44 protein-coding genes are annotated in these 20,709 nt (G+C 56.8%); 23 read left to right on the top strand and 21 right to left on the bottom strand.

The features are described from left to right. The 20 genes from FHW81_RS13515 to FHW81_RS13420 all read right to left on the bottom strand — a co-directional run bounded on the left by FHW81_RS13515 (position 1) and on the right by FHW81_RS13420 (position 9,475). Complete coding sequence (locus tag FHW81_RS13515; protein WP_023085174.1) at positions 1 to 231, bottom strand: hypothetical protein; 231 nt, start codon at positions 229 to 231, stop codon at positions 1 to 3. Next, positions 228 to 671 carry a lysis system i-spanin subunit Rz gene (locus tag FHW81_RS13510; protein WP_255254915.1) on the bottom strand — a complete coding sequence of 148 codons (444 nt, stop codon included), beginning with the start codon at positions 669 to 671 and terminating at the stop codon, positions 228 to 230. The genes FHW81_RS13515 and FHW81_RS13510 overlap by 4 nt, the downstream gene beginning before the upstream one ends. Next, positions 664 to 912, bottom strand: a complete 249-nt coding sequence (locus FHW81_RS13505) for a hypothetical protein (RefSeq protein ID WP_023113672.1) — start codon at positions 910 to 912, stop codon at positions 664 to 666. Before FHW81_RS13505 ends, FHW81_RS13510 begins: the two co-directional genes overlap by 8 nt. Before the next feature lie 182 nt (positions 913 to 1,094). After that, a complete protein-coding gene (locus tag FHW81_RS13500; RefSeq protein WP_343475023.1) occupies positions 1,095 to 1,511 on the bottom strand; it encodes a cell wall hydrolase in 417 nt (138 codons plus the stop codon). After that, positions 1,508 to 1,831, bottom strand: coding sequence for a phage holin, lambda family (locus FHW81_RS13495; RefSeq protein ID WP_017001692.1), 324 nt, complete (start codon positions 1,829 to 1,831; stop codon positions 1,508 to 1,510). The genes FHW81_RS13500 and FHW81_RS13495 overlap by 4 nt, the downstream gene beginning before the upstream one ends. Before the next feature lie 383 nt (positions 1,832 to 2,214). Continuing rightward, the gene (locus FHW81_RS13490) at positions 2,215 to 2,613 is read right to left on the bottom strand and encodes a GIY-YIG nuclease family protein (RefSeq protein WP_182375665.1); all 399 of its coding nucleotides are present in this window, start codon (positions 2,611 to 2,613) and stop codon (positions 2,215 to 2,217) included. Positions 2,614 to 2,710: 97 nt separating this feature from the next. Then, positions 2,711 to 3,004 (bottom strand): hypothetical protein, encoded by a 294-nt coding sequence (locus FHW81_RS13485; RefSeq protein WP_182375667.1) that lies wholly within the window; start codon positions 3,002 to 3,004, stop codon positions 2,711 to 2,713. Continuing rightward, on the bottom strand, positions 3,001 to 4,134 hold the full coding sequence (locus tag FHW81_RS13480) for a metallophosphoesterase (RefSeq protein ID WP_094776309.1): 1,134 nt from the start codon (positions 4,132 to 4,134) through the stop codon (positions 3,001 to 3,003). The genes FHW81_RS13485 and FHW81_RS13480 overlap by 4 nt, the downstream gene beginning before the upstream one ends. Then, on the bottom strand, positions 4,134 to 4,412 hold the full coding sequence (locus FHW81_RS13475; protein ID WP_031672652.1) for a DUF6378 domain-containing protein: 279 nt from the start codon (positions 4,410 to 4,412) through the stop codon (positions 4,134 to 4,136). The genes FHW81_RS13480 and FHW81_RS13475 overlap by 1 nt, the downstream gene beginning before the upstream one ends. Continuing rightward, positions 4,412 to 4,795: a putative PDDEXK endonuclease gene (locus FHW81_RS13470; protein ID WP_429479034.1), complete on the bottom strand. Its 384-nt coding sequence runs from the start codon at positions 4,793 to 4,795 to the stop codon at positions 4,412 to 4,414. Before FHW81_RS13470 ends, FHW81_RS13475 begins: the two co-directional genes overlap by 1 nt. Next, entirely contained in the window at positions 4,792 to 5,064 is a 273-nt protein-coding gene (locus FHW81_RS13465; protein WP_429479032.1) for a hypothetical protein, read from the bottom strand. Before FHW81_RS13465 ends, FHW81_RS13470 begins: the two co-directional genes overlap by 4 nt. Before the next feature lie 139 nt (positions 5,065 to 5,203). After that, complete coding sequence (locus tag FHW81_RS13460) at positions 5,204 to 5,506, bottom strand: Ref family recombination enhancement nuclease (RefSeq protein ID WP_252649613.1); 303 nt, start codon at positions 5,504 to 5,506, stop codon at positions 5,204 to 5,206. Beyond that, complete coding sequence (locus FHW81_RS13455; protein ID WP_429479030.1) at positions 5,503 to 5,808, bottom strand: hypothetical protein; 306 nt, start codon at positions 5,806 to 5,808, stop codon at positions 5,503 to 5,505. The genes FHW81_RS13460 and FHW81_RS13455 overlap by 4 nt, the downstream gene beginning before the upstream one ends. Continuing rightward, positions 5,805 to 6,209, bottom strand: a complete 405-nt coding sequence (locus FHW81_RS13450) for a recombination protein NinB (RefSeq protein WP_429479028.1) — start codon at positions 6,207 to 6,209, stop codon at positions 5,805 to 5,807. The genes FHW81_RS13455 and FHW81_RS13450 overlap by 4 nt, the downstream gene beginning before the upstream one ends. Next, a complete protein-coding gene (locus FHW81_RS13445) occupies positions 6,202 to 6,696 on the bottom strand; it encodes a hypothetical protein (protein ID WP_429479026.1) in 495 nt (164 codons plus the stop codon). Before FHW81_RS13445 ends, FHW81_RS13450 begins: the two co-directional genes overlap by 8 nt. Beyond that, entirely contained in the window at positions 6,689 to 6,904 is a 216-nt protein-coding gene (locus FHW81_RS13440; RefSeq protein WP_429479024.1) for a hypothetical protein, read from the bottom strand. The genes FHW81_RS13445 and FHW81_RS13440 overlap by 8 nt, the downstream gene beginning before the upstream one ends. A 451-nt stretch (positions 6,905 to 7,355) precedes the next feature. After that, entirely contained in the window at positions 7,356 to 8,006 is a 651-nt protein-coding gene (locus FHW81_RS13435) for a replication protein P (protein ID WP_429479022.1), read from the bottom strand. After that, the gene (locus FHW81_RS13430; RefSeq protein WP_173603271.1) at positions 8,006 to 8,812 is read right to left on the bottom strand and encodes a replication protein; all 807 of its coding nucleotides are present in this window, start codon (positions 8,810 to 8,812) and stop codon (positions 8,006 to 8,008) included. Before FHW81_RS13430 ends, FHW81_RS13435 begins: the two co-directional genes overlap by 1 nt. A 281-nt stretch (positions 8,813 to 9,093) precedes the next feature. Continuing rightward, on the bottom strand, positions 9,094 to 9,282 hold the full coding sequence (locus FHW81_RS13425; protein WP_015994321.1) for a hypothetical protein: 189 nt from the start codon (positions 9,280 to 9,282) through the stop codon (positions 9,094 to 9,096). A 13-nt stretch (positions 9,283 to 9,295) separates the two neighbouring features. After that, positions 9,296 to 9,475, bottom strand: a complete 180-nt coding sequence (locus FHW81_RS13420) for a Cro/CI family transcriptional regulator (RefSeq protein ID WP_023113651.1) — start codon at positions 9,473 to 9,475, stop codon at positions 9,296 to 9,298. A gap of 100 nt (positions 9,476 to 9,575) precedes the next feature. Here FHW81_RS13420 and FHW81_RS13415 point away from each other — a divergent pair, with 100 nt between their 5' ends. The 23 genes from FHW81_RS13415 to FHW81_RS13305 all read left to right on the top strand — a co-directional run bounded on the left by FHW81_RS13415 (position 9,576) and on the right by FHW81_RS13305 (position 19,714). Further along, positions 9,576 to 10,286, top strand: a complete 711-nt coding sequence (locus tag FHW81_RS13415) for a LexA family protein (protein WP_073668184.1) — start codon at positions 9,576 to 9,578, stop codon at positions 10,284 to 10,286. Positions 10,287 to 10,580: 294 nt separating this feature from the next. After that, a complete protein-coding gene (locus tag FHW81_RS13410) occupies positions 10,581 to 10,727 on the top strand; it encodes a hypothetical protein (RefSeq protein ID WP_395557719.1) in 147 nt (48 codons plus the stop codon). A 46-nt stretch (positions 10,728 to 10,773) separates the two neighbouring features. Continuing rightward, positions 10,774 to 11,016, top strand: coding sequence for a hypothetical protein (locus FHW81_RS13405; protein ID WP_126475277.1), 243 nt, complete (start codon positions 10,774 to 10,776; stop codon positions 11,014 to 11,016). 299 nt (positions 11,017 to 11,315) lie between these two features. Next, positions 11,316 to 11,666, top strand: coding sequence for a hypothetical protein (locus tag FHW81_RS13400; RefSeq protein ID WP_429479018.1), 351 nt, complete (start codon positions 11,316 to 11,318; stop codon positions 11,664 to 11,666). A 51-nt stretch (positions 11,667 to 11,717) separates the two neighbouring features. Beyond that, entirely contained in the window at positions 11,718 to 11,966 is a 249-nt protein-coding gene (locus FHW81_RS13395) for a DUF551 domain-containing protein (RefSeq protein WP_071540916.1), read from the top strand. A 140-nt stretch (positions 11,967 to 12,106) separates the two neighbouring features. After that, entirely contained in the window at positions 12,107 to 12,331 is a 225-nt protein-coding gene (locus FHW81_RS13390) for a hypothetical protein (RefSeq protein WP_023980909.1), read from the top strand. A gap of 349 nt (positions 12,332 to 12,680) precedes the next feature. Continuing rightward, the gene (locus tag FHW81_RS13385; RefSeq protein ID WP_181860083.1) at positions 12,681 to 13,055 is read left to right on the top strand and encodes a hypothetical protein; all 375 of its coding nucleotides are present in this window, start codon (positions 12,681 to 12,683) and stop codon (positions 13,053 to 13,055) included. Further along, on the top strand, positions 13,052 to 13,600 hold the full coding sequence (locus FHW81_RS13380) for a hypothetical protein (RefSeq protein ID WP_429479015.1): 549 nt from the start codon (positions 13,052 to 13,054) through the stop codon (positions 13,598 to 13,600). The genes FHW81_RS13385 and FHW81_RS13380 overlap by 4 nt, the downstream gene beginning before the upstream one ends. A gap of 106 nt (positions 13,601 to 13,706) precedes the next feature. After that, entirely contained in the window at positions 13,707 to 13,877 is a 171-nt protein-coding gene (locus FHW81_RS13375) for a DUF1382 family protein (protein WP_010792306.1), read from the top strand. 282 nt (positions 13,878 to 14,159) lie between these two features. Beyond that, entirely contained in the window at positions 14,160 to 14,555 is a 396-nt protein-coding gene (locus tag FHW81_RS13370) for a hypothetical protein (RefSeq protein WP_429479013.1), read from the top strand. A 57-nt stretch (positions 14,556 to 14,612) separates the two neighbouring features. After that, positions 14,613 to 15,404 carry an ERF family protein gene (locus FHW81_RS13365; protein ID WP_033979615.1) on the top strand — a complete coding sequence of 264 codons (792 nt, stop codon included), beginning with the start codon at positions 14,613 to 14,615 and terminating at the stop codon, positions 15,402 to 15,404. Continuing rightward, a complete protein-coding gene (locus FHW81_RS13360) occupies positions 15,401 to 15,682 on the top strand; it encodes a hypothetical protein (protein ID WP_429479011.1) in 282 nt (93 codons plus the stop codon). Before FHW81_RS13365 ends, FHW81_RS13360 begins: the two co-directional genes overlap by 4 nt. 63 nt (positions 15,683 to 15,745) lie before the next feature. Then, complete coding sequence (locus FHW81_RS13355) at positions 15,746 to 16,387, top strand: hypothetical protein (RefSeq protein WP_017001717.1); 642 nt, start codon at positions 15,746 to 15,748, stop codon at positions 16,385 to 16,387. A gap of 162 nt (positions 16,388 to 16,549) precedes the next feature. Continuing rightward, positions 16,550 to 16,774: a hypothetical protein gene (locus tag FHW81_RS13350; RefSeq protein WP_429479009.1), complete on the top strand. Its 225-nt coding sequence runs from the start codon at positions 16,550 to 16,552 to the stop codon at positions 16,772 to 16,774. Continuing rightward, positions 16,771 to 17,316: a hypothetical protein gene (locus tag FHW81_RS13345; protein WP_429479007.1), complete on the top strand. Its 546-nt coding sequence runs from the start codon at positions 16,771 to 16,773 to the stop codon at positions 17,314 to 17,316. Before FHW81_RS13350 ends, FHW81_RS13345 begins: the two co-directional genes overlap by 4 nt. Next, a complete protein-coding gene (locus tag FHW81_RS13340; protein ID WP_429479005.1) occupies positions 17,309 to 17,773 on the top strand; it encodes a hypothetical protein in 465 nt (154 codons plus the stop codon). Before FHW81_RS13345 ends, FHW81_RS13340 begins: the two co-directional genes overlap by 8 nt. Beyond that, on the top strand, positions 17,766 to 18,041 hold the full coding sequence (locus tag FHW81_RS13335) for a hypothetical protein (protein WP_429479003.1): 276 nt from the start codon (positions 17,766 to 17,768) through the stop codon (positions 18,039 to 18,041). Before FHW81_RS13340 ends, FHW81_RS13335 begins: the two co-directional genes overlap by 8 nt. An 84-nt stretch (positions 18,042 to 18,125) precedes the next feature. Beyond that, positions 18,126 to 18,272 (top strand): hypothetical protein, encoded by a 147-nt coding sequence (locus tag FHW81_RS13330; protein WP_023082558.1) that lies wholly within the window; start codon positions 18,126 to 18,128, stop codon positions 18,270 to 18,272. Further along, on the top strand, positions 18,257 to 18,442 hold the full coding sequence (locus FHW81_RS13325) for a hypothetical protein (protein ID WP_429479001.1): 186 nt from the start codon (positions 18,257 to 18,259) through the stop codon (positions 18,440 to 18,442). The genes FHW81_RS13330 and FHW81_RS13325 overlap by 16 nt, the downstream gene beginning before the upstream one ends. Positions 18,443 to 18,444: 2 nt before the next feature. Beyond that, entirely contained in the window at positions 18,445 to 18,702 is a 258-nt protein-coding gene (locus FHW81_RS13320; RefSeq protein WP_429478999.1) for a hypothetical protein, read from the top strand. After that, positions 18,703 to 18,888, top strand: a complete 186-nt coding sequence (locus FHW81_RS13315; protein WP_124183756.1) for a hypothetical protein — start codon at positions 18,703 to 18,705, stop codon at positions 18,886 to 18,888. Then, positions 18,885 to 19,469 (top strand): ead/Ea22-like family protein, encoded by a 585-nt coding sequence (locus FHW81_RS13310; RefSeq protein ID WP_429478997.1) that lies wholly within the window; start codon positions 18,885 to 18,887, stop codon positions 19,467 to 19,469. Before FHW81_RS13315 ends, FHW81_RS13310 begins: the two co-directional genes overlap by 4 nt. After that, positions 19,469 to 19,714 carry a hypothetical protein gene (locus FHW81_RS13305; RefSeq protein WP_023098780.1) on the top strand — a complete coding sequence of 82 codons (246 nt, stop codon included), beginning with the start codon at positions 19,469 to 19,471 and terminating at the stop codon, positions 19,712 to 19,714. Before FHW81_RS13310 ends, FHW81_RS13305 begins: the two co-directional genes overlap by 1 nt. Here FHW81_RS13305 and FHW81_RS13300 read toward each other — a convergent pair. Then, positions 19,711 to 20,685 carry a tyrosine-type recombinase/integrase gene (locus FHW81_RS13300; RefSeq protein ID WP_429478995.1) on the bottom strand — a complete coding sequence of 325 codons (975 nt, stop codon included), beginning with the start codon at positions 20,683 to 20,685 and terminating at the stop codon, positions 19,711 to 19,713. The two genes, FHW81_RS13305 and FHW81_RS13300, sit on opposite strands and share 4 nt — an antisense overlap. Positions 20,686 to 20,709 lie beyond the last annotated feature (24 nt).

The following is a 20,709-nucleotide window of genomic DNA, read 5'->3' as shown; positions in this document are numbered from 1 at the left end:
TTACTCCCCGGTAGCTTCCGGGCTGGTGGTGGTTTCGGGAGCGGGCTGTACCGGATCAACCGGAGCGTTCACAACCGCAGGAGTGATGCGCATCCACAGGAATTCACGAAACACGCCAACCACTCGCCCGGCATCAGAGTGCAGATGCAGGCCGTTAGCATCGATGAAGTGGGTGGCAGCTTCCGCTTGGTGGACGATGCCATCGGAAGTCTTTACTTCGTACTTGCTCATTGTGCGTGTCCTTTACGGATGTATTCCTGTAGGGCCTTGATCAGCGCTTCTTTTCGCTCAATTCCGGCTCGGAGATCTGAAACAGTTTGTCCATCAGCGGGAGCAAGCTCGGCTCTTCCTGCATCAGAGCCTGGGGCGGCTCCGGGATGCTGCACTGGACAACTGGCTTTGACGTACACCCGGCGAGCACCAGAAGCGATGTCAGCGCGAAGCTGATCGTTTTGAGCGTTTGCACTCTTCACTGCCTCTAGATAGGTGCGCTCGATGGCGTTGCCGGCTTCTACGCGGCGTTGATAGTCACTTGCCTGTGCTTTGGCTTGCTCAGCGGAGGCGCGGTACTGGTCGCGCTCGTTGCTTAGGACGCTCATGCGCCAGGCTGCCGCGGTACCTGCCAGCAAGACAGCCAGCACACCCACTGCAACGAGCAGCCACTTAGTCATCTTTCCCGTCGATGCGACGACCAACCTTGAACATGAACGTTGGCTCTTGGCCGAGCATGGAATTCACGATGCCCTCGATGTAGGAGAAGAGGTCAACGACAAATTCAAAGGGCGCCCACTTGGTGAAAACCAGGGGGCAATCGCTGTCCACATCACCCATCCACATGGGGATGCCGTAATAGCTGCCGTGGTGGGATGCGCCAATCTTTTGCGCCTCGGCCTTAGTGGTAAATCCAAGCATGATCAGCCCTCAACAAGAAATCTTCCCCAGGACGAGCCCGGACACGTGGATCCAGAAGAGAGCCGACCAGCCCAGGACCATCAAGACGTGCCAGATGACTCCACCGACTGACCACTCATCAATAACGAGGTAGGCGTTCCGTGCGATCACAGCGAGGATGAGGATCGCGCCGAGCCATTCCATCACTTCACGTTCTTGAAAAAGATGTGGCCGCCGATCTGCGTTGTCTTGGTCGCAGACTTTGCCCAAGCGGGCTCTTTCACGGCCTTGGGCGCGTAGTAGTGAGTAGCGCCAAGCGTGGGGTCTTTCTCATGCCCTTCTACAGCGGCAATAGCGGCTTCGCGTGCTGCGGTGTACTGATGACCTGGGATAGCCTTGCGGCCTCGCATGTATGGGGCATTCGGATCGTTGGCATTCCAGCACGAGAACTGCCACGGCTTCAGGCATACAGTCTCTATGCTGTTGCCCCACCAGCCGCCAATGGATGCCCGATTGAGGATCACCCAAGCTACGGCGATCATGCCTTCCCTTCCCTCGCCGCGGGCCTCACCCCAAATTGTTTTGGCGAGGGTGTCGAGTGCGGAGGGAGAGATGTTCACTGCTTGTCTACCTTCGAGTTGACGTAACGCTCAGCTACTGCGCGGATCTTCTCCACGCCGAGGAAGCCAACGAAGCCGCCAGCAAAGGCAGCCATGTTTTCCGGCAGATTGAAATATGTCAGGAGAGGAACGATGGTCAGCGTAACGAGGCCACAGAGCGCGCCTTCCATCAGCGCTTGTCGACGAGTTCCACCGCCATAGATAACACGTGTGACCGCGACCACTACCGACAACGCCAGGGCGTAAAGCTGCGGCGACACAGTGGTCAGCCACGCCAATGCCGCTGACCAGAAGTTCGGGTCCTTTTCAGGCATCTTCATAGTCTCGGACTACCCGGTGAGGGGCTACAGGTGAATAAAACGCCCGCGGGGCTGCGGGCAAAGGCGCCGCTGGGGTGCAGCGCTGATGGGGATCAGTACCAGGCGGCTTAAAGCTCAACCTGGCAGCCTCCGAAGAGGACTTTAATTTGGCAGTCACCGGATAAGCCGGCTCACTTGGGTCTTACTGCCATCAGTCCCTAAGAAGGGTGCATGCGGCCGGATCTGAACCCGGCATGAGAGCGTGGTTTTTACATGGGTACGTCGCTCTTCTACCCATCTCATCGCATCAGCTGCGCATTCGCATGCATAAACAAAAAGCCCAGCGCTAGGCTGGGCTCTGAATCTCATGCGGTAAAACCGCAAAATACCCTGTATTTATACCTCTAAGCAGGAAGAGATGCAATATCTACTTGTAAAGATTTCATTATTCCAGAGACCCCGGAGTCTTGAGCAGATTCAACAACGTCTAAGACCAAATCCTCTGCTCTGAACCACTCACCATGACTGTGATACGCCTCAAGCCTCTTATGCAGAAATGCTTCAAGATCACCAAAAAATCTTACACAAGCGAGCAAATTAAGAACTGCTGGAGATCCGCTGCGCAAAGAGCTTAGACGTTTATTAACATCCAAAGCCTGACCTATCTTGATAAGCCTATGCTGGGGCGCAAATATGAAGTAGATGTTGGTAGTCGCACGAATGGCTCGAACCATCCTCATTTTTTGCTCTGGAGTGAGCTTTAGACGTTCTCCATTTTCTGCCCTTGTTTCTAGATCAATCATCTCCTGAAAGTCGCTGAACATTCGCTGAGAAAGCCCATAAAATCTTGAATATCCTTGAATTGATGGGCCTTTGCATATCCAGTTATCGGAAGCAACACTACGCGACATCACGATAGTAGGCCCCCATGAAGTCAGAGATGTAGCGACGAAGCACGGATTTCTCTATGGAGATATCCTGCCAAAGGTAAACGCGCTTGATGATTTTTCGTGTTGACTGATCGCACCGTGAGATAGCTCTGTCGACCGCAAGACCAGTTTCGTCATCAAGAATCGGAGCGCTTCGAACGCTAGCCTTTTTATCTAGGCTCGTTCCCATGAATTCGCTCTTGACCCAGCGCGCCCATTCGATTAGTAGCCAATCAGCGTAGTGGAAGTCACTGTCAGTAATCATGCTGCTTCCCCTTCCAACATGTCAGGACTAACCGTGTGCCGTGCCACTTCGCCGTGCTCTTTGTGTAGAACCACGCACTTCATGTTCTGCCGAGCGCGATAGCCGCCGCTGTGTGCGTAGCTGTCTGCCGGAGCCAAGGTGTTGAACGACTCGACTACACAGCCAGGGAACTCTTTTTTGCTTTCGTGGTGGATGTGGCCGGTGTACCAATAGCGATGGATTGTCTCGCCCCAATCCTTCGCGCGGTCGGTAGCCATTACTCCGGGCAGCACGTGAGCTTTAGCTGTGTGACCGTGATGCATGCCGATGAGAGTCTTGCCCCAGCGGTAGTAGCTAAACACGCTCGGCGAGGTTTCCACCGTCACGCGCGGCTCTTTGCTGTAGAGATGGGCAAACAGCCGGCTGAGCCAGACCGCACCCGTTTCGTCGTGATTGCCGATGACGTGGACGACGTGGACATAGCGGTGTTTCTTGAGCGCCGATTCGACGACCTGACGCATTGCCAGGATCAGCACGTCGACCATCTTGGCATAGCGGCTGTCGGCGTCCAGGTGATGGCCTGAGCGTGGAGTTACCGCAATCATCGAGTCATAGTGCGCGGCATCGCCCAGGTTGATGATCAGCGCGCGCTCGGTCTTCGGCGCAGCATCGACGAGTGCCGCCATGGCCTGGCAGTGAATGCGCTCAGCAATCGACAGATCCCAATCCCTGCCGCATTCGTCGCCCCAGATGTATTCGCCGAAGTGAGGATCACCTATTGGGTATACAGTCATCAGGTGATCGACGTGCTTCCCGCGGGCCTCTTTAGGCACTACGACAGGAAGGTCTTTCACCGCAGCTTTGCAGGACGACTCGAACAGTTCGCGCTGACGCTCCTCGTCCACGGTCGACTTAACCCACTGGAGAACGGGCTTGCCTTCTTTGTAGAGCGTCGATGCACCCTTCAGCATGTACCCGTCCGGAACAGCATGGTGCAGGTCATGCGCAGGACTCCAGCCTTTGCGCACAAGAGCCGCTCGCCGCCGCTCGATCTGCCGCTTGCTGACATCGAAGTGCTTCGCCGCCTGGGAGTTCGTCATGCTCTTCAGGACTTCGATGAGATCATCATCACTGAAACTGCGAGTGGACATCAGGCGTTCTCCTGCTCGAGTGATTCGGCTTTCAATGCTGCATAGGCAACGCAGTCCTCTGCGCTATCGGGATGGAATGAAGGGTTTTGCCACTGCCGCACGTCCTTCAGGATTTGGAGAAGAAGCCAGCCTTCACTTTCCCTAATCGAGTGACCAGTAATCGCGTTGAAGGCTGACACGGCCTTACCCATGGATCGTTCCCCCTCGGGCTTGTCGTACTGCTTTCCACGCTCAACCATGAGAGCTTGTGCTTTCGATAGGTACTCGTCTGCTCGCATCACATGCCCTCCCGGACAAGCTGGAAAAAGTCCTCTGGCTCGATGGCAGCCCAGGATTTGCAAGGCAGCCATGAGTCACTGAGGTCTGCCAAATCGACGTAGACGGTCCAGCCGCGGCGATTCACCTTCACGGCCAATGCCGGCTTCGACTTAGCTCGCTGGGCCTGGTCAAGGGTCTGAGTCCACATGCCGAGCAGTTCTTTGCGCCCAGGCACGTTTGCTCGCGCTTTGATCTCAAGCGCCCAGCCATCCAAGCCGCTCAGATCGTGTCCGCCGTTACGCGATTGTTCGAGGTTGCGCTCGACCTTGATACCGAGGTGTTCGAAGCAAAGCCTAGCGAAGTCCAACTCTACGCGGGCGCCCTTGGCGCGGGAGTTGGTCATGCCCCGTCCTCCGGCTCCAAGACCACGCCGCCATGCTGCAGGTCGGCGATGACCTCCATCATCTTGCCGAGCATCATCCAGGCAGGAACGCCCTTCTCCTGCGCATCTACAACGCAGGCAAGGACGTTACCCTCGAATTCCTCGGCGGCTTCAATCACTGCGTCCGCCTTGCGTTTGAATTGCGCGACTTCGTTCATCCCCGCGCCCTCGCTTTGTGCTTGTTTGCCATAGCCGCTAACCATTGCAGTTCGTGCGGCCTTATGGCCCATGACCATTTGCTTATCGGAGTCTTGATGAGCATTCGCCGCTCGGTTCCTACCAAATGGACATTCCCATCGCTGTACTGAAGCAGCATCCCAGGCTTAACGACGTTGGGTGCCCCCTCGTTCCACTCGACGTTTGTGATCTTCATGCCGCGTCCTCCACGCCAATTAGCTGATGCACCAGCGCAACCAGCGCGGCCTCAGTACCAAAGCGCTCAATGAATCTCTGTTTGTCTTGGTGAATGCTCGGAACTGCCGGATGCATCGTTCCACGATGGTGAGCAGGACATAGTGGTATGCCCCGGCGATGCGCTGAGCGTTGGCCGATCCCCGCCCCGTCACGCGGGTGGTGAATCTCCGCAGGCGTTCCAGGCGTGCCTTGGATGTAGCAAGCGATGCAGCCCAATGCCGAAGCGCTGGAGAGGTATTTCTTGTCGGCCTTGTTCACGCCTCCACCTCCTTCGCCTTCTGCTGCTCGGGATGGAAGTCGCCGCGAAGGGGAAGCAGCCATGACTCGGGGCAAGCTCCGACAGTAACCAGGCGCTCGAAACCAAAGGCTGTAGTGGTGACCAGCCCTTCGTGCTGAATGACCCAACACAAAAGTCGGTTAGGATTTGAAATCTTTGCGCCGCGTCCGCAGTCGATAATCTCTTCAGAGGTTGACTGAAGTAGCGTCACAACCTTCCCAAGGTTCTCCTCATGGTTAGCCTTGATGATCATGGCGGGATCGCCCGCCTTGAACTTGCTCATGCGGCCTCCTGAATCATCAGCGGCCACCCTTGCTCCGCGGCCCATGCTTCGATCTTGGTCATGTAGTCGCCGAACTCAGCGACACTGAGCGTAGTGGTGCTGATCCCGCGCTTCCCGCCACCAGGCAGGTCATCCCAGCCGATAAAGGTCTGCTTGAAGTACTCAGCCCATGCTTCTGGCCCGTACTGGCGCCCATCCAGCCAAGCCACGGCAGACAGATCACGGAGTAGCGCGTGGTACCGCTTGTTCTGCTCGACGGAGCGCTTCGACTTGAGGGGGCGCAGAACCAGTTCGTAGCCACCCTGTGCCTCTTTCATCAGTCCCTGGATGAGGTTCCAGGCCGCAACGAAAGCCGGACGGATGCCAGCGTCGCCTTGGATGCGGAAGGTTCGGTCAGCCATTGCTCACCTCCGGCAGCCAGAAGTCGACAACAGTCACTACGTCGTTTCTCTGGAATCCCGGATATACCCGGCACATCTCGGCAAAGAGGCCTTCGACGGTACGGCAAGACGGATCGTGCTCCTGGCGAAGCATGTGATCGCGCAGTTGATTGAAGTGGTATCTAACCGACTTCAGTTCGACCACAACGCAGGCAGTGCCAATCCGCACGCCAGCCAATCGTTCTTTGCTCCATTTGCTACCGAGCCGAACAGTGGTGTTCCAACCAGAATGAAAGACAGGGTTTTGAAACTGAAGCTCTTTTGGCTGGTTTCCAGCTCTCTCAAGCAAGCTCGACCAGCATTCAGCAGCGGCATCCTCCGCGCTGTCGCCAACGCTTCCCATGTCGAAGTTCGCCAGCATGCTTAGCGCTTCACTGGAAAGCTCGCGCGGCACCAGAACCCATTCGCCTACGCACACAGTCACCTCGGTTTTCTGCGTATCAGCCATAACTCCCCCCCATCCGCTCAATCATCACGTCATTGCGCGCAGTGCAGACCGCCTCAGTCACCGGATCGCAGTCGTACACACCGATCAGTTCGCCGTTTACGATCTCGCCGTCGCGGCATTGCTGCTCGGCTTCGCGCCATGTACTGGCCTCAACTTGCCGACCGTAGGTGCGCATTCCTTCCATGCGCAGGAGTTCGAAGGTCTTCATTCAGAACCCTCCAAAACTCGGTCATGCTTAATCAAGGCCTTTGTCTTGTGCTCTATTCCCGTCTCGCAACTTTTTCGGATTAGGTTCCATCTTGAATCGAGGATGTATCCACGACTTTGAGCAGTAAGCACACCAAGCGCCTTGTAAACACGACTCGGAACGTCACGACCGCACTCTTCCTGGATGTGCATGCAGTTCAGGCAAACTCTTTCTTGGTATGCCTTCCCTGTGCTAGATACCTTGACCTGGAAAGCGAACGCGCACATAGGCGCGCCGCACCGATCACAAATGTATTCAAGCCCCATTACTTAGCCCCTCTTCGCCTGGTACTGCGCCTGCCGGATCTTGCTGCACTTCACGTGGCTTCCATGAGCCCGGGACTTTCCGCAGATGTCGCAAGCGCTCGGGAGTTGCAGGCCTTCGGTAGTGATCTTTCCGTTGTTTGCCTGGGTCATTGGTGACTCCTTGCCAGAGTTGCGCGCAGTTCGTTGAGCGCGGCTTTGCCGATCTCTGGCGTTCTGATCGATACGGATTCGGGTAGAGCTTTCGGGATCTGGCGCAATGGCTGACCGGAGACAATCATCCGAACAGTCGCTTCGTAGTTGCGCTCGAACAGCTTCCTGCTACGCTCCTCGGAGAGGTTCGTCAGTTCGTAGAAGCCGGTCATCGTTGCCGCGTGATACACCGCTTGATGACTCCAGCCTCCAGTGAAAGCTGGGTGTGCCTTCCGGGCAGCTTCCAGATAGGCCTTCTCTACGCTGGGCAGCCCCAGATGTTCAGGACTCGGGTTGCACCACTTTATGAACTTGCCGACGCTGGGCGCGAAGTCGCCGCCAGAGGCCCGGCATTGCTGAATGCCATAGCGGATCTGCTCCAGATTGTTCAGACCTGCGTCCATGAACGCCTTGATCCAAGTGCGCTTTGCCTTGGCAATCGCCTCAGCGGTTGGCCACGCCTGCCGCCAGGCCGGGAAGATCGATTGAAGCTCGGAGAACAACTGGTTCACGACGCTTACGGTTGCATCGTCAAGCTCACGCGGAGCCTGCACCTGACTCGGCGCGGTCGACATTGCTTGCGGGATCAAGCTGCCGGCGCGTTTCATCAGAACAGATCCTGTTCCAGGCCTACGGCCCAGGAGGTGTCATTGGCGTCGTATGCGGGGACCGATTGAGGCCCTGAAAAACTCCGAGTTGAGTTCTTCAGCCAGTCGACTTCTACGGTCTGCCACCCCTTCGACACCATGGTTTCGACCGCGTATTCAGCGGTGAAGCCGGCGTCCTTGCACTTTGCCAGGGAGTTGTTCAGACGCTTCCAGGCCGTAGGGGTTAGCGCGGCACGCTTTGCCTTGCGGGTCGTTATCCAGTCCGCCAGGAGTTGCTCAGGGATGCTATGCGGGTTGTCGGACAGGAGATCGGCCAGACCAAACGCTTTAGCCTTCGCAGGTTTTTCTTCGACAGGCTTCGCGGGCGTAACAACTCCGTTAGGAGTTGTATTGTCTTTACTGTCTTTATAGTGTGCCGAAATTGGCACTACTTTTGTGCCGTTTTCGGCACTCTGTGCCAAATCCTTTGTGCCGTTTTCGGCACACACCTTTTCATCGATCTTCCACTCAGAAACGGGAGAGAAACCGATTGGACCTTTAGATCCTCCAACCCGGTAAATCACACGCTGACGCAGAAGCTCACAGAGCATCCTAGAAACATGCTCACGACGGATTCCGGACATGTCAGCAATCACCGAAGCAGTGATACGAGACTCGTCTTGATTGAACCCAGCAGTTAGGCGATGCACAGCCAAAGCTACTCGAAGTTCACGCCCAGAAAGATCAGCCCCAATGAGGGCCTCGTACAATTCGTTGTCCATCCGGGTGAACCCCCTGGACTTGTCAAGCTGAACAATATTTGTCATCATCGTTTCCGTTCTGTAGTTGAATCAGCCGGGCCGCAATCCCGGCTTTTTTCTGTCTTCAGATAGGGCTTGTCAGGCCCTCTTCAGTCCCTTCGCCGAAATGGCTGGACTGTTCCCCTGGTGTTATTTGGTCTGGTCTTGCGCGCTAGCTGCTGTTCCAGAAAATCCGCCAGGGCCTCTTCAGGGGTGACCCCCTTCTCTTCAGCTAACCTCACCAGGCACTCATAGGCCTTCGGGCTAAGCGTCGTGCTGATATGTGCCATCGGCCCCTCTCAGGGCCTTCAGGCCACGGTTTGTTGTTCGCTATCGTTCTCTGCCAGGCGTTCCAATGCGGCCTCAACAAGATCACGGACCAGAACCGCTTTCTGAGTGCGGTGGAAACGAGCCAGGGCGCCGATGAGTTCGTAGGTCGTCTCATCGACGCGGAGCTTGATTTCCCGGTCCTTCAGGTGGCTAGGGTTGTCGTACATCTGGTGGATTTCCTTATGCGGCCTTGGGTTTTTTCGGCACCTTCAGGGCGCCACGGGTCAGTTTCTCGATCTCGTACTGGCGGAGCAGAGGGATTTCTTCGCCCCACTGTTGAACCGCTGCGTAAGAGATCCCCAGCGCGGCGGCGAGCTTGGATTTGCCGCCGAAGTGGTTGATCGCTTCGGTCTTGGTCATGTGTTTTCTCCTGAAGACACGCCGTTATGAAAGCATACTTACACTATTTTGTGCAAGGCAAAGAAACCATGCTTCTACGGTCTGCTTATAGAGTTCCGGCATGAACATAACCGACCGTATAGAGCTGCTCCTTACGAGCAGAGGTGTGCCCAAGCGACAGATCAAGACGACCTTGAAGGACGTCTGTGGGATCTCATACCCAGCAGTCAGCCAGTGGTTCAGCGGCAAGACGAAGAGCATCCGAAACGAGCACCTCATGGCCATTGCCAAGGCCTACGGGTCGTCTGTCGACTGGCTGATATCTGGGAAAGGAGAAATGCTGGACCCAGGAGCGGAGCGCGGGATAGAAAAAACCACACAGAATAAAAGTGAAATATCCGAGATCAACGTCTACCCTCAGACCTTTACGGCTATCCCTGTAATCAGTTGGGTTTCTGCCGGAAATTGGAGTGAGGCCATAGACTTGTACGCAATCGGCGACGCAGAGGAATGGATGCCCTGCCCGGACAGGATCGGTCCGCGGGGCTTTGCTTTGCGGGTAGATGGTGATTCCATGACGAGCCCTTACCCAGGCTCGGAGAGCTACCCCAAAGGGACAGTGATTTTCGTAGATCCCGACGTCGAGGCGCAGAGTGGTGATCCCGTGATCGCCAAGCTACACCCCGACAACGAGGCGACTTTCAAGATGTTCGTGAGGGAGTCGGGCCGGCTGTATCTGAAGCCGCTCAACCCTCAGTACCCGCTGACCGAGATATCTGAGGATGTTCAGATCATCGGGGTGATCATCGGTTCGTACATAACCAGAAGGTAAGCCGCCCGTCAGAAAGCAGCCCGCTATAAGCGGGCTTTCTTTTGCCCTTAAAAAAATCTGTAAGAGGACTTGCATGTATGTGTAAGCATGCTTATAGTTCACTCAACGCCGCAGAACACCGCGGCAACAAGCCGGAGACTCACCGGCTAGCACGGAGGACGCGAAACCCTCCCCGGCCCCGCAAGGCGAAAGCATCAAGCGGGATCGACCGGCCCCGAAAGGGGAAAACGATTTCTCAGATGCCCTTCGCGAGAGGGGCATCGAAGAAGTCAACACGCCCTGGAGGGCCAGACGATGAGCCTCGAAGAACTGTTTAAAACTGCACAGCAAGCCGGAAACGCCCCGGAGCGTGTTTCTTCCGATAAGCGCGATGCGTTCGTCTACATGGACGTTATCTCTTCTGAGTATCGCAAGCAGGCGGCCAAAGAGAGCCGCCGGTAAGTCAAGCAGGTAATAGCGCCTTCGGGCGCTTTAACAGGAGCTGAGTATGGAATGCGAGAAATGCGGACTGTGTGAAGAGCAGGTGCGACTGGCTCAAGCGAGAGAAAGAGAGGCAATTGCAGAGGCAGCAAAATACAGGACTCTTTGGGAAGCCAGCGCATCATGCCTTTCCGCAAATCAGTCAAAAATAAAACCGCGCGGGGCTGACGAATCGAAGCTGCTGGAAATCGCTAGGCAAGCAGACCACGGTCAATTCTGGAGCGGAAAAACGAAAGGCTGGATCGCCTAACCACCACGCCCCGGTTCGCCGGGGCATCAACGAACACCAGCCTTATGGCTGTATCGGAGAGTGGTCTGGCCGCACAGCGCTAGGGGTATAGCGTGTGCTGCGGGTACTACCTGATTCAGTTCAGAGTCACGCCGCCAGATGACCCAATCCAGCCGGACAGAGACTCAGCACCGGCCAGACCACTCCCCCATACAGCCAATTACCAGCCCCCGGGCAAGAGAGGAATCCATGCCAGACCTTGGCGAGTTCGCAGCGCTGTTCGTTGTCCTGTTTCTGACTATCTATTGGTGAGGTGAGAGATGAGTTACACGAAGAAAGACTATTACGCTGAATGTCTTATTGATGCTTTTGATTCGGCAGGCATTGAGGCAACTAGCGAACAGATCGCTGCGATTGCGCGCGATGTTGAACTCGCGGTAGAGCATCAAGGCATGGCTTTCTACGAGCCACCTGCATCTGATCGCTACAACGAGATAGAGCGCGAGTGGAAGAAAAAGTACGAAGCTCTGGAGAAGGAGTTTGAGCGCTACACACATAACGCAGAAACGGCGGTTCGACTTGCACTTCGTCAGCACCGTGACGCAAATGTCTCCATCGGTGAGTACGGCGAAGTGTACCGCCACGATGGCAGAACAACGCAGATTCAATGACCAAGGCAACCGCCTAACCGCGCCCTGGCGCATACACACACTGGAGGCGAGATGAGCGAGTGGAAAACGATTGATAGCGCTCCAAAGGATGGCACCAAGTTTCTTGGTTATTGCCCAGATTACGGCGTGAGAGAAACTCACATGCGAAAGTACACGGAGGGGAGTATCGGCTATGCGACATGGCAGCGCGGTGATGGCCCCCTGAACGCTGGGTGGGATTGGTTTGATCCAATACATTCATCAATTTTCAACTGGCGCCCAACGCACTGGATGCCACTCCCAGCGCCTCCAGCCGACTGACTTCCCCGGCAAGGACGCCACCCTTCAATGGGGATGAGTATCGCATGCGAATAGCGGTAATAGCTTATTGGCAGTGACCAATTAAGCCGCCGGTGAAACTCCGGCCATCCCCACCCTTTCTCCACCAAACCGGAGGCCGTATGAGCCAAGAGTTCTTCACTGCTGTCTTTCAAGTAAAGGACAGTGAGCAGTTTAAAGAATTAGCAAAACAGATCACTGAGAGTCTTGCAGAAGAAAAAGAACTTAGCGGATCCATTGTTACTGCCGCCGGCTGGGGTGACGAAATGACCGCCGCCGACAACATGCGCGCATGGCTGGATAACCGTGGCGAGGACACTGAGTCCATCGAGCGCGGTGAGGCCTAAAACGTAAATCTAAATGGGGATGAGTAAGCGGGCCTGCCAAGGCGGGCGTACGAATAGCGGCGAGTCGGTGTCTTTCTAGGCGATTCTCCACCGATGACGCCGCTGTCGACGTTTTCCACCGCTTGCCTGGCTGGCATCCAGGCCATCCCCACCCTACCCCTCATTAGCCCGGCAAGTCCGGGCATTTTTTCGCCTGTATGCGCATGCGCCCTGAACGAATCGTCTTCGGGAGCGGGGCTTATGACGAGGCCTACGACTCTTAGGGCGCAGCCGCATGCACGCGAACGCGAGGTGAGACATGAACATAGCAGCACTAGCCAACCGCAAGCCTCCATCAGCAGAGGACCCGATGGAACTCTGGCTCGCCTCGGACGAGTACGCAAACTGGAAGCTCGATGCTGTGGAGTCGCTACTCGGCGACTGCGATGTTGACCTGCACAGCAAGGGATTCTGGAGCAGCAAGTTGAAGGCCGACCTGCTGCGCGAGGAGATTCACAAGATGCTGATCGACTTGTTGCAGAACGACCGAGAGCGCCTGCTGGCTACGGTGATCATGGCCGTAGCCGACCGCCGTCCCTGCGATGCCCTTGCGAACCTGCACAACTTCTTCCCGGAAGGCGATGCAGCCGAAGCCATAAAGGCGCTTGCAGAGCCAATCGCCGCAGGCTACGCAGCAGAAGCCCTTGCACAGTATCAGGAACAGAACATGGAGGACGCAGCATGAGCATTGACTGGAGCAAGGCACCGGAGGGATGTATCGGAGCATTCGCCCGTATCATAGGTAATCAACGAACTGCATTCTTTGTATTTTCTAAGCGTCCATCTGACTATATGAGCAGAGAAGGATACGAGGGAGAAGGCGAGGATGGTTCCTATCACGTGTTCTCTGAGTTTTGGGAATGGATAGATAAACCATGGGACGGCCAGGGCCTGCCGCCGTTAGGCATCGAGGCCGAGGTCATCTGGGACAGCACGGATGTTGCGTACTATCGGGCCAAGATCCTCGCTCACGACGAGGACCGCGTCGTGTTCCGCTGGTGCGAAGGCGAAAGCAAGGGGCAGTACGGGTCATATGCTGTTCTGAACTTCGGAATTCTCCCGACTTTCCGTCCGCTCCGCACTCCCGAGCAGAGCGCCGCCGAGGAGAGGGAGAAGGCGATTAACCAGATGATTTCTGATGCTGGATACGTAGATCCGAAGATTGGCACGTTTGTGGCGATGCGCAATCTCTACGACGCCGGCTACCGCCGACAGGAGTCATCCACATGACCATCACCATCGACCTGACCAAGGCCGCCCTAGTAACCATCTTCGGCGGCTTTTTTGTGGGCAGCGTGTTCATGTTCGCCGTGGCGTTTGTTGAGGTAGCGGGGCTATGAAGCGCGCACCAGTCGATTTACTCCGCAAGGCCATAGAGGCCGCCCAGGTGCTCAAAAATACGGGCGTTCTGTTCGTGCCCATGCCTGTCCTTAGCCAAGAGGACCATGAGCAGCTAACCAGTGAAATGCTGGCTCGGCTGACAAAGCTTGAGGAGGACGAGGAATGAACCCACGCCGCACAGCAATCTTGCTAGGCAGCCTCTTCGGCGGCCTGCTGTACCTCTTCATCCTGGCAGCCGGCCCGATCTGGGGCGGAATCATCACCGCAGAATCTACGCACCTGTCCGCAGCAGGCCCATAGGGGATAACTGCGGCCTCCCCAGCGGGCGGTGGGCGGCATGAAGAAAACACCCGCAGCAGCGGCTTCTAGCGCAACGCTATTCATCCCGCGGGGGTGACGCTGCCGAGTGGCGCCGTAAGCGCCTTTCCCCTTCTACCTGGAGAACGATATGACTCCCGAACAATTCATCAAGCTCGCCATCCTGCAAACCACTGCGCGCTGGGATGGAACTGATATCCCCAGCGACCTGACTGCCGAGCAAGTTGAGGCTCGGTATGAAGAACTGGTTGAGCAAGGCGCTCACTGGGACGCCAAATATGATGTTCGGTGCGGATGTGTTGAGACGAACATTGAGCCCGACTACTCACGTCATTACGAGTCGAAGTCAGTCGCCGCAAAGATTAATGGTCGGTGGGTCGGCTGGACCTACTGGTATGGCGGCGGGAAGCACGGCGAACCAGAAGCTATAGACTGGATGGATCAGGCGTATTTCCTTGACTGCACCGAGGAAGAGAGGGTCGTGACCATCAGAACTTTCAGCAAGCTGGAAGCGCTAACCGCCTAACTCCTCCCTTCACTGGCTGCGCATGCGCGGCCTACTCCTGATACCGAGGTACAACCGATGAGCAACGCAGTTGCACAGCGGCAGGAAAGTGCTGCCGTAATTCAGGCCGGCGAGTCGGCCACCATCCTCCAAGTTATCCAGCGCGCCGCCGCAGACCCTCAGTGCGACATCGAGAAGATGGAGCGCCTGATGCAGATGCACGAGCGATTCCAGGCCAGACAGGCAGAGCAGCAGTACACCGAGGCGCTAGCTGCAATGCAGCAAGAACTGCCCGCAATTGCGGAGCGTGGAGACGCGAATGGCCGCTACAGCTACGCACTCTGGGAGGACATCAACGAGCGCCTAAAGCCGATCCTGGCCAAGCACGGATTTGCCCTGACATTCCGCACCCCGCGCAATGAGAAAGGCGTCGAAGTTGAGGGCGTCCTCAGTCACCGCGGCGGTCACAGCGAGCGAACCTCGATGCTGCTTCCGGCAGACACCAGCGGCAACAAGAACGCCGTCCAGGCCGTCGCCAGTTCCGTCAGCTACGGAAAGCGCTATACCGCGGGCGCTTTGCTGAACTTCACCACGCACGGCGAGGACGACGATGCGTTCACTGCCGCAGCAGCGGAGAACGACTATGAGCGCCTCGTAAAGCAATACCAGGCGAGCGTGGACGCTATCAAGCTGGGGATCATGGAGGGCGACTACAGCACTGCCGCTGAAGAGTGGTTCACCCTGGACGAAGAAACAAAAACCAAGCTGTGGAAGGCGCCCAGCAAAGGCGGATGCTTCACAACGAAAGAACGAGAAATCATGAAGTCCAGCGAGTTCCGCAAGGCTTACTACGGAGAAACTGAAGCATGAGCCAGAAATACGATGTTGTTGCCACCGTTGGCCAGTACGAGAAAGACGGCCAGGTCAAGTACCTGAACCGAAAGGTCGGCGTGATCGTCAGCACGCAGAAAGGGTACCGGCTGAAACTCGATGCGTGCTTCAACCCGGCAGGTTGCCCGCAACGATCAGACGATGGCGGAGTCTGGCTTGCGCTGTTCGAGCCGAAGAAGGATCAGCCTCAACAACAGCAGAGCGCGCCTCGACAAGCTCAGGCTAACGACAGCTTTGACGACGATACCCCGTTCTAAATCAATAAGTTACTCGAAATTAAAGGCCCTCAATAGGGCCTTTTCTTTTGCCCGGAGAAAGCCATGAACACCGATCTTGCACCCGTTGAAATCTATATCCCGGCAGATGCTTGGCTGAAGCCGGTAGCAGTTCCGCACAGCATGACGCATGAGGATATCGACCGACTGGTTTCGGAGTTCATGTCGTCGGGAGGGGCCATTAAGGAAATCCCGGTAGGAGTATCCGGAGACTCGGCTCCAGCAATGTTCAACGGACGTATCCGTTCTATGGGCAAGCAAACCGCCCAGGAGATCAAGGACGAACCTTTTGTTGCTGCTCTGGATGTTCTGCTCGATTGCTGCCCGGACCGCAAGGGAGCCGCCGACGCGCTTGGTATCCGGGATTACGTGCTTCAGCGCCTCCTTTCGAACTACTTCGGGCGAGACAAACGGGCGGACAAGATCCGTGCACCGGAGCGAAAAGACTGCCGCCAACGATTCAAAGTCATCCGAGACGAGCAGTGGAAGCTAGACCACGGGCAGATCGCAAAGATCGACGGCGTGATGGTCAAGCGCTGCTCAGCCTGTCGTGAGACGAAACCTGTTACTGAGTATCACGCGAAGAAGGACTCGCACGCTGGAATCTGCACCCGATGCAAGGCATGCGTCGCAATCGAGAAGGCTGCCAAGAAGCATGGGACGCAAGATGAAAAAGCAGCGGCTTGAGTTCCCCGAATCGACAGACGAATACCGTGAGGGCGTCGAAGCACGCGACCGCGGCGAACGTCTCCATGCCTGCCCATACGGACTGCACATGCTCTATGAGCGGTCACTTTGGCTCGCAGGACACCACGACAGAGACATGGGCATAGCCCCGAGGGTAGCAGCATGAGCATGCACGAACACGGCTGTTTCGCCGACAGCTACCAGGTCCGACATATCAACGCGCAGTGCGTCGTCGGAAAGGTCTTCCGGCACAAGCCAACTAATCGCAGATACATCGCTGTTCTCGAAGCCGGCGGATCAGTTGAGCTTCAAGAAGCCAGCGGGCACAGCACGTACACATCAATCGATGCGCTCGGCAATGCTGAGGTGTGGGAGAGCTTGAAATGAGCATGGAATTGAACAAGGAATCGGTAGAGCAGGCAGAGGCGGAGCGGCCGGAGGTTGTGGCGTACTTCGACCGAAACTATCCAAGCACCGGCGATGCCTTCATCTGGTCGAACTATGAGGGAAGCCCATACGAGCCAGTGATGACCGTCGCCCAGCATGAGCGCATCGTCGTAGCTGAGAAAGGCAAGACCGCAGCGGCAATGCTAGAAAGTCACCGTCAGTTTGTTCGCCAGTTCGAAGAAGGCACAGCCGAGTTGATCGCCCAGCGCGACGCCGCCCTGGCCAGGGTCGAACAGCAAGAACGCACCATCGCCGGCATGAACGAGGCGCATGCGAAGTTGGCGGGTTTGTATGAAGCCGCCCAGGCTCAGCACAGCGTGCCGGCAGCGTGGTACTACGATGCTCCCTCGCAAGTTGAAGCGGCAATCATCGATATCCGCGGCATGTGGGGCGAGGATGACTGCCCTACTTACGAGGACGTGGCTTCCGCATTGCGCCGCCTGCTCGCCGCCGCGCCCGGCAAGGAGGTAGGTCATGAGTGAGGTGAAGAAGATCAGCCCGGTTGGAAATATTTATGGCTGGGAAGAAAGCCAATTCGGGGAGTTCGTCCTTAGCCAGGATTACGACGCCCTCGCCGCAGAGGCCCAGGCGCTCAGGGATGAGCGAGACAGCCAGCAGCGCGTCGCCATCAATGCGATGGAAGAACTGGAAGCCCTGCGCGCAAGGGTGGTGGTTACGCCTGCCCTACGCGATGTAAGCGCGTCTGTCGATCCAGAATACCGAGCATCTGCCACTGGCTATAACTTGGCTTGCGCTGATATGGAAAGCCTCAACGGCCTGACGGTCAGCGAGGGGCTGCTGCGGCGTATCAGCGATCTGTTCCCGGCTGACATGGGAGATGACGGATCAGGCCGCGCCGGTTGGTTTCCGCATGTGCGCGAGACGGTTGCAGAGCTCCGCGCCCTGCTCAACCAGGACAAGGAGAACGGCAATGGCTGACGCACTGAGACCGCTTGCCTGGGCAACTATCTACAGCCGCCCTGGCAAAGAAGATATCGTCGAGATCGGAGATGCAAACCCAGTGCAGGAGCGCATGGCCGATAGCTTGGGGTTGCAGCACCGGAGGGTCCAGCTTGTAGAGATTCCCGCAGGCCATGTGGTGGTCAGCGAGGGGCTGTTGCGCAGGCTGTGTGAGCCACTGCTTTCGCATGCTGATTACGTCGTAGCTCGCAACGAACTCCGGGCCCTGCTGAGCGAGCAAGAGTAACCCTCTGATTTCCCTCCGATGCCGGGATTCCGGCATCGACTCCCAACAACGAAACCAACGCATCCGACCACCGGAGGACCAACCGTGGACAACGACAACGAAACCATATTGGCAGTGATAGTCATCGTTCTCTTCGTCCTGGGAATCTTCCGGGTCGTCGGGGATATGCAGGAACTCTACAGGCAGACCGAGTTGAAAGGACAGGAGTTGAGCAGATGGAGCAAGCAGTGAAACGATTCCCGCTCACAAGAATGCTATTGCGCTTCACCCTCTGGCTGGAGAAGAAGATGCACAAACAGGAAGACTTCTCGCTGAACGACCCAGAGTGGAACGAACTTCAGAACAAGGTCAACGCGATGAAGCGAGACATGAACAAGGCGATCCACTCAGAGGAGTCCTGATCGTGCCTGACATGAGAGACGAGTTTGAAGCGTGGGTTCGGACTCAAGTGCCTGAGCCATCCCTCGCGACGGTTCTTGCGTATAGCGCCGGCAACGATTTGTACCTCAACACGCACATTCAGGGGCGCTACGAAGGTTGGAAAGCCAGCCGCGCGGCTCTGAGGGTGGACCTGCCGAGAGTCATATTCGACGAAGACCTTCAAGCTTATCGAGATGAGTGCGTCGAAGCCCTCCAGCAAGCCGGAATCGAGGTGAAGTGAATGAGCCATCTCGCGAAACTGAAGGCCATCCGAAAGAAGCTGCGACAGAAAGCCTCCTGCGAATGGAAGCGTGTCGGAAACGACACCAGCCATTACGAGGGAACGAAGAAGGGATTGGCCATTGCTTACGACGAGGCATCCAACCTTGTCGATCGACTCATACGGGAGATGGAGGAACAGCCATGACCGACACCAACAAGCTGAAGGAGCTGGCGGAGAAACTGGCTCCGGCCTATCAGGAGCCCTGGGAGAGCCACAGGCACAGCGCTTCAGCCGTGACGGTTGGAGCTGTGGGCGAAGACGGCGAATACAGCGACTTCATCGACGTGCGCATCAGCGATTACTCGGCGTTCGACGAGCATGATGATGAGCTTGGTCAATGGATCGCCGCCGCCAACCCCAAGACCGTCCTCGCCCTGCTGGACGAGATCGACAGGCTCAAGGCGGAGAACGAGGCGCTGCGCAAGTTCTCTGCCGAAGCATATCAAGTGCTCGGCGCTCTGGACGCACCGGAGAATGTACTGGACAACGCTTCCGATGCGGCCAATGGAGTACCGCTGCGACACGAAACGCTACTGCCGTTCTTCGCTGAAGACTATGAGGCGCTGCGCAAGGATGTAGAGCGGTATCGGTGGCTGCGGGAACGCGACCTGGAAACGATCAGCCGCGGCGGGGTATTCGCAGGGATGACCCCGAAAAACATAGTCCTGAATCTGGAAGACCTGGACGCTGAAATCGACGCAGCCATAGAAGGAGCCAAGCAATGATGGAACCTGAAATCATCCATGTCCCTGAACTTGCCAAGCTGCTGGGGCGCACAGAGTCATCAATACGCAGCGCGATCCAGGCGCGCCCCGACTGGTTACCCCCATACTTCAAGCAGGGCATACGGGTATGCTGGAGGCTAGAGAGCGTGCGCAAGTTTCTGCGCGACTACGAGGCTGGAGAGCACAAGGCTCCGAAGGTGGGAAGGCCGAGGCGAGAACCTCCGAGGCTGGCCAAGGTCGGCTAGCCCAGCTTGTCGGCCAGAGCATGAGGCGAAAGGTGGGTGTAGCGTTTGAGCATGGCCAGTGTCTTGTGCCCTGTGATCGCCGCTACCTCCATCATAGAGAAACCCCGCTCAAAGAGGCGCGACGTGGCCTCATGTCGGAGGTCGTGGAAGGTAAGGCCGCTCACGCCCGCGGCCTCGCAAGCCTTGGGGAAGTAGTTGCTAACGGTGTTCGGTGCAAGGCTGAACACCTTGCCATCAATCCGCGCCGGAAGCGACCTGAGAAGTTCTCGAGCGCGTGAGGAAAGGGGGACCGACCGGCGTTCGCCGTTCTTCGTGTCCTCCAGAACCGCAACCTTGTCGCGAATCTGTTCTCGGCGCAGCAGCAGAAGCTCAGACCTGCGCATGGCTGTGTCGGCTGCCAGTTCGATAATCACCGGGAGTTCAGGGTGAAGCTTGGCTGCTTCAGCATAAATCTTGCGTAGTTCTATGGTAGTTGGCCTGCGCTCACGCGCCCTGCTCCCCTTTGGCATACGCAGGTTCTTGCAGGGATTCGTCAGGCCTTCAAGCCTCCACTCCTTTGCCGCAATGGTATAGAGGTGACTGATGATCGCCAGATCTAACCGAACGGTAGACGATGAGGCGCCATCCTTCAGTCGAGAGTCACGATACTCAGCAAGATCAGACGGAGTGATTTCTCCAAGCCCTTTCGCTGCCAGGGGATGTGCCAGCCATCTCCTGATTCGCCCCCTTTCCTGGCTGGCCCCCTTCTTATGCTCAGAAATCTCCCTTTCGTATTGCTCTAAGGCCTTGCCTAGCGTGGTTCGCATGGCTGCCCTGGTGTCGACGAATCGAGAGCGCGACATATCGCCCTCGATCTCGGCTGCCCAGCGCTGCGCCTCAGCCTTGGTGTCGAAGGTAGCGGAAAGAGTTGGATGTCCTTTTCTGCGGATCTGTGCGCGCCAGGCGCTCCCGCGTTTCTCGAAGTAAGCCATGCGGCGAACTTTAGTGGGGGAATG

This window comes from Pseudomonas sp. RC10-4-2, from assembly GCF_050433085.1.
Classification (GTDB): domain Bacteria; phylum Pseudomonadota; class Gammaproteobacteria; order Pseudomonadales; family Pseudomonadaceae; genus Pseudomonas; species Pseudomonas aeruginosa.
The sequence above is the reverse complement of the archived record's forward strand: the minus strand, read 5'-3'. Positions and strand labels throughout refer to the sequence as shown.

Coding starts and splice junctions, on each gene's coding strand:
- FHW81_RS13365 (WP_033979615.1), top strand. CDS start 14,613: ATGAGCAACGCAGTTGCACAGCGGCAGGAAAGTGCTGCCGTAATTCAG.
- FHW81_RS13310 (WP_429478997.1), top strand. CDS start 18,885: ATGACCGACACCAACAAGCTGAAGGAGCTGGCGGAGAAACTGGCTCCG.
- FHW81_RS13440 (WP_429479024.1), bottom strand. CDS start 6,904: ATGAAGACCTTCGAACTCCTGCGCATGGAAGGAATGCGCACCTACGGT.
- FHW81_RS13495 (WP_017001692.1), bottom strand. CDS start 1,831: ATGAAGATGCCTGAAAAGGACCCGAACTTCTGGTCAGCGGCATTGGCG.
- FHW81_RS13510 (WP_255254915.1), bottom strand. CDS start 671: ATGACTAAGTGGCTGCTCGTTGCAGTGGGTGTGCTGGCTGTCTTGCTG.
- FHW81_RS13355 (WP_017001717.1), top strand. CDS start 15,746: ATGAACACCGATCTTGCACCCGTTGAAATCTATATCCCGGCAGATGCT.
- FHW81_RS13385 (WP_181860083.1), top strand. CDS start 12,681: ATGGAACTCTGGCTCGCCTCGGACGAGTACGCAAACTGGAAGCTCGAT.
- FHW81_RS13465 (WP_429479032.1), bottom strand. CDS start 5,064: ATGGGCCATAAGGCCGCACGAACTGCAATGGTTAGCGGCTATGGCAAA.
- FHW81_RS13485 (WP_182375667.1), bottom strand. CDS start 3,004: ATGATTACTGACAGTGACTTCCACTACGCTGATTGGCTACTAATCGAA.
- FHW81_RS13420 (WP_023113651.1), bottom strand. CDS start 9,475: ATGACCAAGACCGAAGCGATCAACCACTTCGGCGGCAAATCCAAGCTC.
- FHW81_RS13395 (WP_071540916.1), top strand. CDS start 11,718: ATGAGCGAGTGGAAAACGATTGATAGCGCTCCAAAGGATGGCACCAAG.
- FHW81_RS13325 (WP_429479001.1), top strand. CDS start 18,257: ATGGAGCAAGCAGTGAAACGATTCCCGCTCACAAGAATGCTATTGCGC.
- FHW81_RS13390 (WP_023980909.1), top strand. CDS start 12,107: ATGAGCCAAGAGTTCTTCACTGCTGTCTTTCAAGTAAAGGACAGTGAG.
- FHW81_RS13370 (WP_429479013.1), top strand. CDS start 14,160: ATGACTCCCGAACAATTCATCAAGCTCGCCATCCTGCAAACCACTGCG.
- FHW81_RS13340 (WP_429479005.1), top strand. CDS start 17,309: ATGAGTGAGGTGAAGAAGATCAGCCCGGTTGGAAATATTTATGGCTGG.
- FHW81_RS13515 (WP_023085174.1), bottom strand. CDS start 231: ATGAGCAAGTACGAAGTAAAGACTTCCGATGGCATCGTCCACCAAGCG.
- FHW81_RS13430 (WP_173603271.1), bottom strand. CDS start 8,812: ATGACAAATATTGTTCAGCTTGACAAGTCCAGGGGGTTCACCCGGATG.
- FHW81_RS13425 (WP_015994321.1), bottom strand. CDS start 9,282: ATGTACGACAACCCTAGCCACCTGAAGGACCGGGAAATCAAGCTCCGC.
- FHW81_RS13435 (WP_429479022.1), bottom strand. CDS start 8,006: ATGAAACGCGCCGGCAGCTTGATCCCGCAAGCAATGTCGACCGCGCCG.
- FHW81_RS13400 (WP_429479018.1), top strand. CDS start 11,316: ATGAGTTACACGAAGAAAGACTATTACGCTGAATGTCTTATTGATGCT.
- FHW81_RS13445 (WP_429479026.1), bottom strand. CDS start 6,696: ATGGCTGATACGCAGAAAACCGAGGTGACTGTGTGCGTAGGCGAATGG.
- FHW81_RS13360 (WP_429479011.1), top strand. CDS start 15,401: ATGAGCCAGAAATACGATGTTGTTGCCACCGTTGGCCAGTACGAGAAA.
- FHW81_RS13405 (WP_126475277.1), top strand. CDS start 10,774: ATGGAATGCGAGAAATGCGGACTGTGTGAAGAGCAGGTGCGACTGGCT.
- FHW81_RS13480 (WP_094776309.1), bottom strand. CDS start 4,134: ATGTCCACTCGCAGTTTCAGTGATGATGATCTCATCGAAGTCCTGAAG.
- FHW81_RS13335 (WP_429479003.1), top strand. CDS start 17,766: ATGGCTGACGCACTGAGACCGCTTGCCTGGGCAACTATCTACAGCCGC.
- FHW81_RS13415 (WP_073668184.1), top strand. CDS start 9,576: ATGAACATAACCGACCGTATAGAGCTGCTCCTTACGAGCAGAGGTGTG.
- FHW81_RS13315 (WP_124183756.1), top strand. CDS start 18,703: ATGAGCCATCTCGCGAAACTGAAGGCCATCCGAAAGAAGCTGCGACAG.
- FHW81_RS13505 (WP_023113672.1), bottom strand. CDS start 912: ATGCTTGGATTTACCACTAAGGCCGAGGCGCAAAAGATTGGCGCATCC.
- FHW81_RS13410 (WP_395557719.1), top strand. CDS start 10,581: ATGAGCCTCGAAGAACTGTTTAAAACTGCACAGCAAGCCGGAAACGCC.
- FHW81_RS13490 (WP_182375665.1), bottom strand. CDS start 2,613: ATGATTGATCTAGAAACAAGGGCAGAAAATGGAGAACGTCTAAAGCTC.
- FHW81_RS13455 (WP_429479030.1), bottom strand. CDS start 5,808: ATGAGCAAGTTCAAGGCGGGCGATCCCGCCATGATCATCAAGGCTAAC.
- FHW81_RS13375 (WP_010792306.1), top strand. CDS start 13,707: ATGAAGCGCGCACCAGTCGATTTACTCCGCAAGGCCATAGAGGCCGCC.
- FHW81_RS13380 (WP_429479015.1), top strand. CDS start 13,052: ATGAGCATTGACTGGAGCAAGGCACCGGAGGGATGTATCGGAGCATTC.
- FHW81_RS13475 (WP_031672652.1), bottom strand. CDS start 4,412: ATGCGAGCAGACGAGTACCTATCGAAAGCACAAGCTCTCATGGTTGAG.
- FHW81_RS13345 (WP_429479007.1), top strand. CDS start 16,771: ATGAGCATGGAATTGAACAAGGAATCGGTAGAGCAGGCAGAGGCGGAG.
- FHW81_RS13300 (WP_429478995.1), bottom strand. CDS start 20,685: ATGGCTTACTTCGAGAAACGCGGGAGCGCCTGGCGCGCACAGATCCGC.
- FHW81_RS13350 (WP_429479009.1), top strand. CDS start 16,550: ATGAGCATGCACGAACACGGCTGTTTCGCCGACAGCTACCAGGTCCGA.
- FHW81_RS13450 (WP_429479028.1), bottom strand. CDS start 6,209: ATGGCTGACCGAACCTTCCGCATCCAAGGCGACGCTGGCATCCGTCCG.
- FHW81_RS13305 (WP_023098780.1), top strand. CDS start 19,469: ATGGAACCTGAAATCATCCATGTCCCTGAACTTGCCAAGCTGCTGGGG.
- FHW81_RS13470 (WP_429479034.1), bottom strand. CDS start 4,795: ATGACCAACTCCCGCGCCAAGGGCGCCCGCGTAGAGTTGGACTTCGCT.